This window comes from Alloalcanivorax marinus, from assembly GCF_016906305.1.
In the GTDB taxonomy this organism is placed as follows: Bacteria; Pseudomonadota; Gammaproteobacteria; order Pseudomonadales; family Alcanivoracaceae; genus Alloalcanivorax; species Alloalcanivorax marinus.
Genome location: NZ_JADDOL010000013.1, coordinates 1 through 12,725, shown reverse-complemented (window position 1 = coordinate 12,725; position 12,725 = coordinate 1). Strand labels below are relative to the sequence as shown.

Genomic DNA, 12,725 nt, shown 5'->3' with positions numbered 1-12,725 from the left:
CAACGGCTCCAGGATGCGGTAGGAGCGGCTTCAGCCGCGATCAGGATCAACGGAAACGTGCGGCGGGTTCGGCACCGGGTCGTGGTGGATGATCACCTCCGCCGCCGGATAATGGGCGACGATGCCGGCGCGGATGCGCTCACCCAGATCGTGAGCCTCGCGCAGCGACAGCCGCTCGTCCATGTCCACGTGCAGCTGAATGAACTGGGTGCGCCCGGACTGGCGCGTGCGCAGATCATGGAAACCCAACGCCTGGGGATGCTCCGCCACCACCGCGCCAATCACGTCGCGCACCTCGCCGGGCAGCTCCCGGTCGAGCAGCAGCTGCACCGCGTCCCAGCCGATCTTCCAGGCGGAATAGAAAATGTAGAGGGCGATCACCAGCCCCACCAGACCGTCCGCCTCGATAAAGCCGAAACCGCTCAGCACCAGCGCCACGATAATGCCGGCGTTGACCGCCAGATCCGACAGATAGTGCAATGAGTCCGCGTCGATGGCGGTGGAGCCGGTGCGGCGCACCACGTATTTCTGCACCACCAGCAGCAGCGCGGTGAGCACGATGGAGAACACCATCACGCCGATACCCAGGCCGGTGGCCTCCAGGGGCCGCGGGTCGAGCAGCTTGAGCACCGCCTCGCGCAGCAGGTACAGCGCCGAGCCGGCGATCAGCAGGGACTGCCCCAGCCCGGCCAGGGCCTCGGCCTTGCCGTGGCCGAAGCGGTGCTCGTCGTCCGGCGGCACCAGGGAATAGCGGATCGCCGCGAAGTTCACCAGCGAGGCCAGGGAATCCATGATCGAATCGATCAGCGAGGCCAGCAGGCTCACCGAACCGGTGAGCACCCAGGCCACGCTTTTCACCGCGATCAGTATCAGCGCGGTGGCCACCGAGGCACTGGCGGCCAGGGTCAGCAGACGGCGGGCCTGATGTTCGTCCAGCGGTTCTTGCATGGTCAGGATTTCCTCGGCAGCAGGGCCAGCGGGTCCACCGGCTGACCGTCCTTGCGAATCTCGAAATGCAGCTGGGTGTGCAGGGTGCCGCTGGCGCCCATGGTGGCGATCTCCTGGCCGGCGTCCACCCGGTCGCCTTCCTTCACCAGCAGCTTTTTATTGTGCGCGTAGGCGCTCAGCCAGCGGTCGTTGTGCTTGATGATCAGCAGGTTGCCGTAGCCGGTCAGGCCGCTGCCCCGGTACACCACCCGGCCACCGGCGGCGGCCACCACCGGGCTGCCCTCGCGGCCACCGATGGCGATGCCACGGCGGCCGCCGGCGGCGCTGGAATAGCGCTCCAGCAGTTCGCCGTTGGCCGGCCACTGCCAGTTCACCGGGCCGGTGGCCGACGGGCTGCTGGATTTCGGTGGCGGCGGCGGCGCCGGCGTGGGGGTGGAGGCGGTGGACGAGGACGACCCGGCGGACGAGGCGGTGCGGGACGGGGTGGAGGCGGCGGGCCGTTCCGGGGTGGTCTCCCGGGGACTGCCGCCGGCGAACGAAATCACCTGACCGGGGTAGATGGTGTACGGCGCGCCGATGTTGTTGGCCCGGGCCAGGGAGCGGTAGTCCCAGCCGTAGCGCCAGGCGATGGAATAAAGGGTCTCGCCGCGCTGCACCCGGTGGCTGCCGGAGGTCACCTTGCCGGCGCGCTGGTCCTGCTGGTAGATGTCCACCACCGGCGGCGGGCTGCTCACCGCGCAACCGGTCAGGGTCATCAACAAGAATGTGACAAGACAAACACGCAAAAGACTACTCGTCCGTTGGGGTCGCCTCATTATGCACGGGCGCGGCAAAGGAAAGTAGCCACACCAGAGCCAGCCCCACCGCCATCATGGTCAGCGCCAGCCCCAGATGGCTGGCGCCGTCGGTGGCGCGGGCATAGTCCGCCGGCCACAGCCAGCGCTCCGCCACGCCCTGGTCCAGGGGCAACCGCCAGGGCCACAGCTTCACCAGCGAACCGGCCATGAAGCCGCCGAGCAGCGCCATCATGGTGTCGTGGTAATGGTGCAGCAGCCACTTCAAAAGCCGCACGAACGCCAGCAGGCCGAGGGCGCAGCCGGCCATGAAACTGAGCAGCAGCGGTGCGTCACCGGCGTCCACGGCGGCCAGCACCGACGGGTATAAACCCAGCAATAACAGGATAAAACTGCCGGAGATGCCGGGCAGGATCATGGCGCAGATGGCCACCGCGCCGCCCAGGAAAAAGATCAGCGGCGACACGCCGAAGGCGGTGAGCCCCGGCGCCAGACTGATCGCCACCGCCGCGCCGGTGCCGGCGGCGAAGGCCAGCCATTGTGGCGGGCCACGTTTTTTCAGCGGCGCCAGCACCAGGAAAATGCTGGCCAGGATCAGCCCGCAGAAGAACGCCCACACCGGCACCGGATGGTGTTCCAGCAGCCAGGTCATCAGCCGCGCCAGCAGCGCGATGCTGGTGAGAATCCCCGCCAGCAGAGTGAAAAGGAAGGTAAAATTGCCGGCCCGCCAGAAGGCGGCGAAGCCCTGGCGGCGCCACACGCCCAGCAAGCCGGGGCCGATGCCGCCCAGGGTATCGATCAGTTCTTCGTAGATGCCGGTGATCAGGGCGAGGGTACCGCCGGACACGCCGGGCACCACATCGGCGGCGCCCATGGCCAGGCCGCGCAGGAACACCCCGGGCCGAAAACTCATTGCACGCCCCGCTGGAACGGCACGAAGCGCACCGCGTCCAGCTGCCGGGTACGAATCTCGTCACCCTGGCGGTCCACCACGGTGAGATGCTGGGTGCGGTCCCCCACCGGCATCACCAGACGGCCGCCGTCGGCCAGCTGGTCGAGCAACTCGCGGGGAATCTCCGGGCGGGCGCAGGCCACCAGAATGCCGTCGAAGGGCGCCGCCGCCTTCCAGCCGAAGCCGCCGTCCGCGTGCTTCAACTGCACCCGCGCCAGGCCCAGGCTGATCAGCCGCTGACGCGCCTGATCCTGCAGCGGCCGAATGCGCTCCACCGAGTACACCTGCGGGCACAGCGCCGCCAGCACCGCGGTCTGGTAGCCGCAGCCGGTGCCGATTTCCAGCACCTTGTCCGGTACCCGCTCGGCGATCAGCAGTTCGGTCATGCGCGCCACCACCCAGGGCTGGGAGATGGTCTGGCCATGGCCGATGGGCAGGGCGGTGTCGTCGTAGGCCTGATGGGCCAGCGCCTCGTCGATAAAGTAATGGCGCGGCGTGGTGCGGATCACCTCCAGCACCCGCTCGTCCGCGATGCCCACGTCCCGCAGGCGGTTGATAAGCCGCTCCCGGGTTCTCGCCGATGTCATGCCGATGCCGCGCAATTCCGTGTCCATGTCCGTTGCTGGATCCCCCATCCGGTTCCCGTCCGCTCTCCGGCCCCCGCCGAATTGATTGTTTGATTCAAGGTGTGGTCGTGGTCAACAACTCCGCCAGTACCGAGGTGGCGAAGGCGCCGGTGGGCAACCGCAGAGCCAGCTCCAGCGTATCACCGGCCCAGTCCCATTCCAGCCCGGTCACCGCCAGGCGCGTGACGCGCCGCTCCGCGTCCAGGCCCAGCTCCGCCAGGGCCGCGATCAGCGCCTCGTGGGACGCCAGCACCCGCTGTTCCAAACGCTGACAAGCCGCCGATGATGCCATGCCCGACCGTCCCGGCAAAGGGGCGGTGGGGTGGACCTCGCCGGCGGCCACCCGGGCCGCCGCGGTGTCGTCCTCGCCGGCGGCGAACAGGCCACGGCTGCCGTCCGGGCGCAGCAGGTCGCCTTCCAGCAGCCGGTTCCAGACGCCGTCGCGGACGCGCTCGGCCAGCACCGCGTTGAACAGGCCGGAGCGCACCGCCGACAGCCAGAAGTTGCGCAGCGTGCGCTTGCGCGGCGCCTCGCCGCCCAGCAGCCAGGCCCGGCCCCGGGTCCAGTTGGCGCCGTCGCGACCGAAGCGCTGCTCGCCGAAATAGTTGGGCACGCCCTGCCCGGCCACCGCCGCCAGTGTCGCCGCCAGCCGGTCCCGGTCCGCCTCCACCCGGTGCAGGCGCAGCTGGAAGGCGTTGCCCCGGTGGGTGCCCCGGTTGAGCTTGCGGCGGTGGCGCACGGCCTGGTGGATCACCAGCCCCTCGGCGGCCTCGAAGTCCGGGTCCGGCTTGCCCGGCAGGTGCAGGCTGAACCATTGCCGGGTCACGGCGCGGCGGTCCTTGAGGCCACTGTAGCCCACCGCCAGCCGGTGCACGCCGGCCTGTTTGGCCAGCCACAGGGCCACGTCCTCGGTGTTCCAGTGGGTCTTCTCGATGTCCACCCAGAGGTGCTCGCCCTCGCCGTCGGGCACCACCGTCATGATCTCGTCGACGCGGAAGTCCGCCGCCTCCACCCGCAGCAGGGCGCTGCCGGCGGGGCCGCCGTGGGCGGCCGGCGTGGCCGGCGGCGTGTCGGTCATCGTGCCTTCCCCACCTATTCTTTCCATAACAGCGCCGACGCCTGCACGGCGATGCCCTCGCCCCGACCGGTGAAGCCCAGCTTCTCGGTGGTGGTGGCCTTCACCGACACCCGGTCCCGGTGGCAACCCAAGAGACCGGCGATGCGGTCGCGCATGGCGTCCAGGTGTGGCGCCAGCTTGGGCGCCTGGCAGATCACCGTCAGGTCCACGTTGCCCACCCGCCAGCCGGCGCCGTGGATGTCCTGCATCACCCGGGCCAGCAGTTTGCCGGAATCCGCGCCCCGCCACTGCGGGTCGGTGTCGGGAAAGTAATGGCCGATGTCGCCCAGGGCCAGGGCGCCGAGCAGCGCGTCGGTGAGCGCGTGCAGCGCCACGTCGCCGTCGGAATGGGCCTTGAGCCCACGCGAATGGGGGATGCGCACGCCGCCCAGCATCACATGGTCGCCCTGGTCGTCGAAGGCGTGCACGTCGAAGCCGTTGCCGATGCGCAGGGAATCTAGGCCAGGGGTCGCCATGCCAGCCCCTCCTCTTCCTGGGCCGCGAGGTAGAAGCGCGCCAGCGCCAGGTCCTCCGGCAGGGTGATCTTGATGTTGTCGGCGCGGCCTTCCACCAGCGCCGGATGCCGGCCGGCGGCCTCCAGGGCGGAGGCCTCGTCGGTGATCGCGGACAGGTCGCCGGCCAGGGCGTCGTACAACGCCCGGGCGGGGAACAGCTGCGGGGTCAGCGCCCGCCAGATGTGGCGCCGGTCCAGGGTGGCGTCGATGCGGTTGCCAGCGTCGGCGCGCTTGATGGTGTCGGTGACCGGCCGCGCCAGGATGGCGCCGTCGTCGCTTTCCGCGCCCCGGGACACCAGCGACTGCACATCGGACAGCCGCACCAGCGGCCGCGCCATGTCGTGCACCAGTACCCAGGCGTCGGCGTCCTCGTCCAACACCGCCCGCACCCCGGCGCGCACCGAGTCGGCGCGGCTGGCGCCACCGGCCACCGAGCGCACCCGCCGATGGCGTGCCACGCTCAACTGCGGCCACCAGGGGTCGCCCTCGGCCACCGCCACCACCACCCGGCGGATCGGCGCGAACGCCAGCAGCCGGGTGACGGTGTGCTCGGCCACGGTCCGGCCGTCCAGGCTCAGGTACTGCTTGGGCAGGCCGGCGCCCATGCGCGCGCCGACGCCGGCGGCGGGCACCACCGCGTAGAGCGGTCTGTTAAGGGTCTTGCTGGGCGTCACTGGCACGGTCCCCGGGTTCCACGATCAGGAAAAAGGTTTCGCCGTCGCGGATCATGCCGAGATCCTTGCGGGCGATTTCCTCCACCGCTTCGGTGCCTTCCTTCAGGTCGCGCACGTCGGCGGCCATCAGCCGGTTGCGCTCGGCCAGTTCCGCGTTCTCGCCGGTCAGGGTCTCGACCTGCTTTTTCAGGCTCGCCACGTGCCGCAGGCTGCCTTCGCCGAACCATAGCCGCGCCTGCAGCCCCAGCAGCAGCAGGGCCAGCACGGCGAGCACCACCTGGCGGGCCGGGGAAAGCTTCACGCGCCCTCCCCGACCGTCGGCAGACCGGCCTTCAAGGGATTACAGGAACCGGAATTCTTTGCGGCCGTTGTAAGCGGCACGTCCCAGTTCCTCCTCGATGCGGATCAGGCGGTTGTACTTGGCGACCCGGTCGGAGCGGCACAGGGAGCCGGTTTTGATCTGGCCGGCGGCGGTGGCCACCGCCAGATCGGCGATGGTGGTGTCGGCGGTTTCGCCGCTGCGGTGGGAGATCACCGCCGTGTAGCCAGCGTCCTTGGCCATCTTGATGGCGTCCAGGGTTTCCGACAGGGAACCGATCTGGTTGAACTTGATCAGGATCGAGTTGGCCACTTTCTCGTCGATGCCGCGCTTGAGGATCTTGGTGTTGGTCACGAACAGGTCGTCGCCCACCAGCTGCACCTTGTCGCCGAGCTTCTCGGTGAGGATCTTCCAGCCGTCCCAGTCGGACTCGTCCATGCCGTCCTCGATGGAGATGATCGGGTAGCGGTCGCACAGCTCGGCCAGGTAATCGGCGAAGCCGGCGGAGTCCATGCTGCGGTTCTCGCCGGCCAGCACGTACTGGCCGTCCTTGTAGAACTCGCTGGAGGCGCAGTCCAGGGCCAGGGTGATGTCGTCACCGGCCTTGTAGCCCGCCTTGTCGATGGCTTCCATGATCGCTTCCAGGGCCGCCTCGTTGCTGGGCAGGTCCGGGGCGAAGCCGCCCTCGTCGCCCACCGCGGTGTTCAGGCCACGGGCCTTGAGCACACTCTTGAGCGCGTGGAACACCTCGGCGCCGTAGCGGATCGCCTCGGCCACGGTGGGCGCGCCCACCGGCTGGATCATGAACTCCTGGATGTCCACGTTGTTGTCGGCGTGCTCACCGCCGTTGATGATGTTCATCATCGGCACCGGCAGGGAGTATTCGTTGTCGTCGTCCTGCAGGTCGGAGATGTATTCGTAGAGCGGCTTGCCCTGGGCCAGGGCTTCCGCCTTGGCGGCGGCCAGGGACACCGCCAGGATCGCGTTGGCGCCCAGGTTGCCTTTGTTCTCGGTGCCGTCGGCGTCGATCATGGCCTGGTCCAGGCCGCGCTGATCGGCGGCGTCCACGCCCACCAGCAGTTCACGAATCTCGGAATTGACGTTGCCCACCGCGCGGGTCACGCCCTTGCCCAGGTAACGGCTTTTGTCGCCATCGCGCAGTTCCAGCGCTTCCCGGGAACCGGTGGAGGCGCCGCTGGGGGCGCAGGCGCTGGCGCTGTGGCCGGACTCCAGGATCACATCGGCTTCGATGGTGGGGTTGCCGCGGGAATCGAGAATCTCGCGGGCCTTGACGTCGACGATTTTGGACATGGGTCGGTCTCTCTAGATACGAACTCAGTGATTGTCGAAGGCGGGCAACGCCTTGACGGCATTATCCAGGGTTTGCATTTGTTCAAGGAATGGCTGCAGCCGGTCCAGACGCAGGGCGCAGGGGCCATCGCACTTGGCGTTGTCCGGGTCCGGGTGGGCTTCCAGAAACAGACCGGCGATGCCCTGGCTGATGCCGGCGCGGGCCAGCTCGGCGACCTGCTGGCGGCGGCCACCGGCGGAGTCGGACCGGCCGCCGGGCATCTGCAGCGCGTGGGTCACATCGAAAAACAGCGGGTAGCGGAACTGCTTCATGATGCCGAAGCCGAGCATGTCCACCACCAGGTTGTTGTAGCCGAAACAGGAGCCGCGCTCGCACAGGATCAGCCGGTCGTTCCCGGCCTCCTCGCACTTGTGCAGGATGTGCTTCATCTCGTGGGGCGCGATGAACTGGGGCTTCTTGATATTGATGATGGCGCCGGTCTTCGCCATCGCCACCACCAGATCGGTCTGCCGCGCCAGAAAGGCGGGTAGCTGGATGATGTCGGCCACCTCGGCCACCGGCGCCGCCTGGTAAGGCTCGTGCACGTCCGTGATGATCGGGCAGTCGTAGGTGTCCTTGATCTCCTCGAAGATCTTCAGGCCCTCGTCCAGGCCCGGCCCGCGGAACGAGTGCAGCGAGGAGCGGTTGGCCTTGTCGAAGCTGGCCTTGAACACCCAGGGCATGTCCAGGGCGGTGGTGGCCTCGGCGTACGCCTCGGCCACCCGCATGGCCATGTCCCGGGATTCCAGAACGTTCATGCCGCCGAACAGGGCCAGCGGCTGGTCGTTGCCGAACGCCCGGTCGCCCAGGCGCAGGGTGATGGAATCCGTCATCGGCGGGGTCCTTTACCGTTAGTCGTTGCCGGCGGCCAGATGGGACGCCAGCGCCGCTTCCACATAGCCGCGGAACAGGCCGTGGCCGTCCCGGGGCGTGGAGGTGAATTCCGGGTGGAACTGGCAGGCCACGAACCACGGATGGTCCGGCACCTCGATCACTTCCACCAGCTCGCCGTCGTGGGAACGACCGGCGATGCGCAGGCCCGCCGCTTCCAGTTGCGGCAGGTAATTGTTGTTCACTTCATAGCGGTGACGATGCCGCTCGATGATGTGGGTCTGGCCGTAGCAGCGCGCCGCCAGGGTGTTTTCCTCAAGCACGCATTCCTGGCCGCCCAGGCGCATGGTACCACCCAGGTCGGAGGCTTCCGAGCGCAGCTCCTTGGCGCCGTCCTCACGGGTCCACTCGGTGATCAGCGCCACCACCGGGTCGCGGGTGTCGGGCTTCAGTTCGGTGGAATGGGCATCGCTGATGCCGGCCACGTCGCGGGCGTATTCGATCACCGCCAGCTGCATGCCCAGGCAGATGCCCAGGTACGGCACGCGGTTCTCGCGGGCGAAGCGGATCGAGGCGATCTTGCCTTCGGTGCCCCGGTCGCCGAAACCGCCGGGCACCAGAATGGCGTCCACCTTGCTCAGTTCACCGGTGCCGTGGCGTTCGATGTCCTCGGCGTCGATGTAGCGGATATTGACCTTGGCCCGGGTGGCGATGCCGGCGTGCATCAGCGCCTCGTTCAGGGACTTGTAGGCGTCCGCCAGATCGATGTACTTGCCCACCATGCCAATGGTGATTTCGTGCTCGGGGTTGAGCTGGGCTTCCACCACCCGGTCCCATTCGGTGAGGTCCGGAGCGGGCAGATCCAGGCCGAATTTCTCGACGATGATGTCGTCCATGCCCTGCTCGTGGAGCACGCGGGGCACCGCGTAGATGGTTTTCGAGTCCGGACAGGACACCACCGCGCGGGCTTCCACATTGGTGAACAGCGCGATCTTCTCGCGGGCGCCCTGGGGAATCGGGTGATCCGCCCGGCAAACCAGCATGTCCGGCTGCAGGCCGATGGAGCGCAGCTCCTTCACCGAGTGCTGGGTGGGCTTGGTCTTGATCTCGCCGGCGGAGGCGATGTACGGCACCAGGGTCAGGTGCACCAGCAGGGAGCGGCTGGAGCCCAGCTCCACGCGCATCTGCCGCACCGCTTCCAGGAACGGCAGCGATTCGATGTCGCCGGCGGTGCCGCCGATTTCCACGATCGCCACGTCGGCGTCGCCGGCGCCTTGCTGGATCTTCAGCTTGATCTCGTCGGTGATGTGCGGAATCACCTGCACGGTGGCGCCCAGGTATTCGCCGCGCCGCTCCTTGTCCAGCACGTCCTGATAGACGCGGCCGGTGGTGAAGCTGTTGCGGCGGCTCAGCCGGGTGCGGATAAAGCGCTCGTAGTGGCCCAGGTCCAGGTCGGTTTCTGCGCCGTCCTCGGTGACGAACACCTCACCGTGCTGGTACGGGCTCATGGTGCCCGGGTCCACGTTGATGTAGGGATCCATTTTGATCAGTGTGACCTTGAGGCCACGGGCTTCCAGCAAGGAAGCGAGGGACGCCGAGGTAATGCCCTTGCCCAGAGAGGACACCACCCCGCCGGTGACGAAAATAAAACGTGCCATGCACCCACCAGTCGCTCATGGATTGAACGCGCGCGTCTCCGAGCAGCCCGCGACCACACTCCAAAAAAATACCCTTGCCCGGGAGGCTGGGCAAAGGTTGTTTGTTCTGGATGCGTTGGATCGGGCCGTCGATGGCCGGAACCCCTCTGATATCAGGGGTTTGCGCGACGTCAGGATGGGAAGAAATGGTAACAGAACGGGTTCGCCCAGGGAACCGGAATGATGGCCTGGCGGTGTAAAAGGTACGGCGGAGCGATGGCGACCAAGGTGGTTCGCCGGCCCGACCACCGGATCGCGACTGAAGTCGCTCCTACCGGGGAGATGGCACCGGTAGGAGCGACTTCAGTCGCGACCCGACGCGGGACCCTGTAGGAGCGACTTCAGTCGCGATCCGGTGGTCGCCACCAACGCCCAGGTCTCCAAGGCCCGCCCCCGCCAGGCATCGTCCACGCCCACCCCGGGCACGCACCGCAGGGTGTCGCCCTCGTAGACCAGCGGCCACTGGGCCCGCCGCCAGGGCGGCACGCCGGCGGCGCGCCACAGTTCCGACACCCGCTGGTGGCAGCCATTGCGGTACAGCCGCTCGCCGCCCGCCGCCGGCACCAGCCGCAGCGGGCCGGCGTCCCGGGGCCGCCAGACCGTGGGGCGGGCGCCGGTTTCGCCGACGCTCCCCGCCCCGTCCGGCGCCGGCACCAGCCGCCAGCCCCCCAGCGTCGGGGCCCCCGCGCCGGGCGGCCAGACCCGCTCGCGGTCCAGCGGCGTCAGATCGGCCCGCGACAACAGGTACAGCTGGCCGGCGAAGCGGCGCAGTTGCCAGCCGCCCCATTCCACCCGGGCGGCCCGGTCCGCCGGCGCCGCCAGCAGCGCCTCGATCTCCGCCAGCCGCGCCTGGCCGGGGGCGCCGGCCCCGGCCTCCACCAGCCACCAGCGCAACAGATTACGGCGGCGGGCCGCGCTCAGCGCGGTCACCGTCAGCGGCAGCCGGTCCGGCGCGGCGCCCAGGGCGGCGGCGTCCTCGGCGGCGCGCTCCGCCAGCAGGTCCGCGGCCTCCGCCTGGCGGGCGGCGGCCCGGGCCAGCTGCGCCGGGGCGGCCGGCCAGCGGGCCGCCAGCGCCGGCATCACGGTGGCGCGCAGATAATTGCGGTCCAGCGTCGGGTCCCGGTTGCTGGGGTCCTCCAGCCAGGGCCAACCGCCCTGCTCCGCCAGCGCCCTCAGGGCCTCCCGGGGCACCGCCAACAGCGGCCGCCACAGCGGCAGGCCCCGCCAGTCGCCGTGCTCGCGGATGGCCGCCAGGCCGGCCACGCCGGCGCCGCGCAGCAGCCGCAGCAGCAGGGTCTCGGCCTGGTCGTCCCGATGGTGGGCGGTGATCAGGGTGGCGCCGCCGGCGCGGGCGGCCAGGGCCTGGTAGCGGGCGGTGCGGGCGCCGGCTTCCAGGCCGCCGGCGCGCGCCACCACCACCCGCTCACCGTGGAACGCCAGCCCCAGGGCGGTGGCCTGGCGGCGGCAATGGTCGGCCCAGGTGGCGCTGTCCGGGTGCAGGCCGTGATCCACATGGGCCACGGTGAGCCGCGCGCCCAGGCCGGCGCGCGCCAGCAGATGCAACAGAACGGTGGAATCCAGGCCGCCGCTGAAGGCCAGCCACAGCGGCCCGGGCGGGGCGCGCCGGGCCAGATCGTGGGTCAATGTATCGAGGGAGAAGTCGGGGCGGGGGGCCATGGGCGCACGTCGGCGCTAGTCGTCGACCGGTTCGCTGGTCACGTTGCCGTAGCTCATCAGACGCTGATAGCGGCGCGCCACCAGTTCGTCCACCGGCAGCTCGCCCAGTTGATTGAGCTGCTCGGTCAGCGCCCGGCGCACGGAATCGGCGGCCTGGTCGTAGTCCCGGTGGGCGCCGCCCAGGGGTTCCTTGATGACCTGATCGACGATGCCCAGCTCGTGCAGACGGCCGGCGTCCACGCCCATCGCCTCCGCGGCTTCCGGCGCCTTGTCGGCGCTGCGCCACAGGATCGAGGCACAGCCTTCCGGGGAGATCACCGAATAGGTGGCGTATTCCAGCATCTGCAGATGGTCGCACACGCCGATGGCCAGGGCGCCGCCGGAGCCGCCCTCGCCGATCACCGTGGCCACGATCGGCACTTTCAGCTGGGACATCACGCGCAGGTTGCGGGCGATGGCCTCGGACTGGCCGCGCTCCTCGGCGTCGATACCGGGGAAGGCCCCGGGGGTATCGATAAAGGTGAGCACCGGCATTTTGAAGCGCTCGGCCATTTCCATCAGGCGCAGGGCCTTGCGGTAGCCCTCCGGCTTGGGCATGCCGAAGTTGCGGCGCACTTTCTCTTTCACCTCGCGGCCCTTCTGGTGACCGATCACCATCACCGGGCGATCGTCCAGGCGGGCAATGCCGCCGACGATGGCCGGGTCGTCCGCGAAGCTGCGATCCCCGTGCAGTTCGTCGAAGCCGCCGAACAGGCGCTGCACGTAATCCAGGGTGTAGGGCCGTTTCGGATGCCGCGACAACTGGGAGATCTGCCAGGCGCTGAGATTACCGAAGATGTTTTCGGTGAGCGTGATGCTCTTCTCCTGGAGTTTGCTGATCTCCTCGGAGATGTTGACCTCGCTGCCGCTGCCCACCAGCCGCAGTTCCTCGATTTTCGCTTCCAGATCGGCGATGGGTTGTTCAAATTCGAGGAAGTTCGGATTCATGTGCTACCCCTTTCCATAGTGCGGACAAGTGTAGCCGCAAGCGCCGGACAGCGTCGAGGGACGCTTCCGCTTCTTAGGTTGCAAGTTGTTACCGGCGTATCGCGACCAGCCGCCTGGTCGCGATTCGACGTGTCGTTGGGCAATCGCGACTGAAGTCGCTCCTACGGTTTGCTCGTGGCGCCGTAGATACCGTCTCTCCTATCCGGACTCAACCCCCAATGGGTTGGGTCTGGAAGG

The 12,725-nt window shown here is 68.7% G+C and carries 13 protein-coding genes; all 13 read right to left on the bottom strand.

The window, feature by feature from the left end:
- Window positions 1–30: 30 nt before the first annotated feature.
- Window positions 31–948: a cation diffusion facilitator family transporter gene (locus tag IM760_RS11935; protein ID WP_204429552.1), complete on the bottom strand. Its 918-nt coding sequence runs from the start codon at window positions 946–948 to the stop codon at window positions 31–33.
- Between the two features lie 2 nt (window positions 949–950).
- A complete protein-coding gene (locus IM760_RS11930) occupies window positions 951–1,703 on the bottom strand; it encodes a peptidoglycan DD-metalloendopeptidase family protein (protein ID WP_204429551.1) in 753 nt (250 codons plus the stop codon).
- A 34-nt stretch (window positions 1,704–1,737) separates the two neighbouring features.
- Window positions 1,738–2,655 carry a DUF368 domain-containing protein gene (locus IM760_RS11925; protein WP_204429550.1) on the bottom strand — a complete coding sequence of 306 codons (918 nt, stop codon included), beginning with the start codon at window positions 2,653–2,655 and terminating at the stop codon, window positions 1,738–1,740.
- Window positions 2,652–3,308, bottom strand: a complete 657-nt coding sequence (locus tag IM760_RS11920) for a protein-L-isoaspartate(D-aspartate) O-methyltransferase (RefSeq protein ID WP_204429549.1) — start codon at window positions 3,306–3,308, stop codon at window positions 2,652–2,654. Before IM760_RS11920 ends, IM760_RS11925 begins: the two co-directional genes overlap by 4 nt.
- Window positions 3,309–3,375: 67 nt before the next feature.
- Complete coding sequence (gene truD / locus IM760_RS11915) at window positions 3,376–4,398, bottom strand: tRNA pseudouridine(13) synthase TruD (RefSeq protein WP_204429548.1); 1,023 nt, start codon at window positions 4,396–4,398, stop codon at window positions 3,376–3,378.
- 14 nt (window positions 4,399–4,412) lie between these two features.
- Window positions 4,413–4,913 (bottom strand): 2-C-methyl-D-erythritol 2,4-cyclodiphosphate synthase, encoded by a 501-nt coding sequence (gene ispF / locus IM760_RS11910; protein WP_204429547.1) that lies wholly within the window; start codon window positions 4,911–4,913, stop codon window positions 4,413–4,415.
- A complete protein-coding gene (gene ispD, locus IM760_RS11905; protein WP_204429546.1) occupies window positions 4,895–5,626 on the bottom strand; it encodes a 2-C-methyl-D-erythritol 4-phosphate cytidylyltransferase in 732 nt (243 codons plus the stop codon). The genes ispF and ispD overlap by 19 nt, the downstream gene beginning before the upstream one ends.
- Window positions 5,604–5,927: an FtsB family cell division protein gene (locus IM760_RS11900; protein ID WP_204429545.1), complete on the bottom strand. Its 324-nt coding sequence runs from the start codon at window positions 5,925–5,927 to the stop codon at window positions 5,604–5,606. The genes ispD and IM760_RS11900 overlap by 23 nt, the downstream gene beginning before the upstream one ends.
- Before the next feature lie 39 nt (window positions 5,928–5,966).
- The gene (gene eno, locus IM760_RS11895; protein ID WP_204429544.1) at window positions 5,967–7,256 is read right to left on the bottom strand and encodes a phosphopyruvate hydratase; all 1,290 of its coding nucleotides are present in this window, start codon (window positions 7,254–7,256) and stop codon (window positions 5,967–5,969) included.
- 24 nt (window positions 7,257–7,280) lie between these two features.
- On the bottom strand, window positions 7,281–8,129 hold the full coding sequence (gene kdsA, locus IM760_RS11890) for a 3-deoxy-8-phosphooctulonate synthase (protein ID WP_204429543.1): 849 nt from the start codon (window positions 8,127–8,129) through the stop codon (window positions 7,281–7,283).
- A gap of 18 nt (window positions 8,130–8,147) precedes the next feature.
- A complete protein-coding gene (locus IM760_RS11885) occupies window positions 8,148–9,785 on the bottom strand; it encodes a CTP synthase (protein WP_204429542.1) in 1,638 nt (545 codons plus the stop codon).
- A 342-nt stretch (window positions 9,786–10,127) separates the two neighbouring features.
- Entirely contained in the window at window positions 10,128–11,501 is a 1,374-nt protein-coding gene (tilS, locus tag IM760_RS11880) for a tRNA lysidine(34) synthetase TilS (RefSeq protein ID WP_204429541.1), read from the bottom strand.
- Between the two features lie 15 nt (window positions 11,502–11,516).
- A complete protein-coding gene (locus IM760_RS11875; RefSeq protein WP_204429536.1) occupies window positions 11,517–12,488 on the bottom strand; it encodes an acetyl-CoA carboxylase carboxyltransferase subunit alpha in 972 nt (323 codons plus the stop codon).
- Window positions 12,489–12,725: the final 237 nt, after the last annotated feature.

Bases quoted from the DNA above. Each gene is read 5' to 3' on its own strand.
- ispF (WP_204429547.1), bottom strand. From the start codon at position 4,913: ATGGCGACCCCTGGCCTAGATTCCCTGCGCATCGGCAACGGCTTCGAC.
- kdsA (WP_204429543.1), bottom strand. From the start codon at position 8,129: ATGACGGATTCCATCACCCTGCGCCTGGGCGACCGGGCGTTCGGCAAC.
- eno (WP_204429544.1), bottom strand. From the start codon at position 7,256: ATGTCCAAAATCGTCGACGTCAAGGCCCGCGAGATTCTCGATTCCCGC.
- IM760_RS11930 (WP_204429551.1), bottom strand. From the start codon at position 1,703: ATGACCCTGACCGGTTGCGCGGTGAGCAGCCCGCCGCCGGTGGTGGAC.
- IM760_RS11925 (WP_204429550.1), bottom strand. From the start codon at position 2,655: ATGAGTTTTCGGCCCGGGGTGTTCCTGCGCGGCCTGGCCATGGGCGCC.
- IM760_RS11875 (WP_204429536.1), bottom strand. From the start codon at position 12,488: ATGAATCCGAACTTCCTCGAATTTGAACAACCCATCGCCGATCTGGAA.
- tilS (WP_204429541.1), bottom strand. From the start codon at position 11,501: ATGGCCCCCCGCCCCGACTTCTCCCTCGATACATTGACCCACGATCTG.
- IM760_RS11885 (WP_204429542.1), bottom strand. From the start codon at position 9,785: ATGGCACGTTTTATTTTCGTCACCGGCGGGGTGGTGTCCTCTCTGGGC.
- truD (WP_204429548.1), bottom strand. From the start codon at position 4,398: ATGACCGACACGCCGCCGGCCACGCCGGCCGCCCACGGCGGCCCCGCC.
- IM760_RS11935 (WP_204429552.1), bottom strand. From the start codon at position 948: ATGCAAGAACCGCTGGACGAACATCAGGCCCGCCGTCTGCTGACCCTG.
- IM760_RS11920 (WP_204429549.1), bottom strand. From the start codon at position 3,308: ATGGACACGGAATTGCGCGGCATCGGCATGACATCGGCGAGAACCCGG.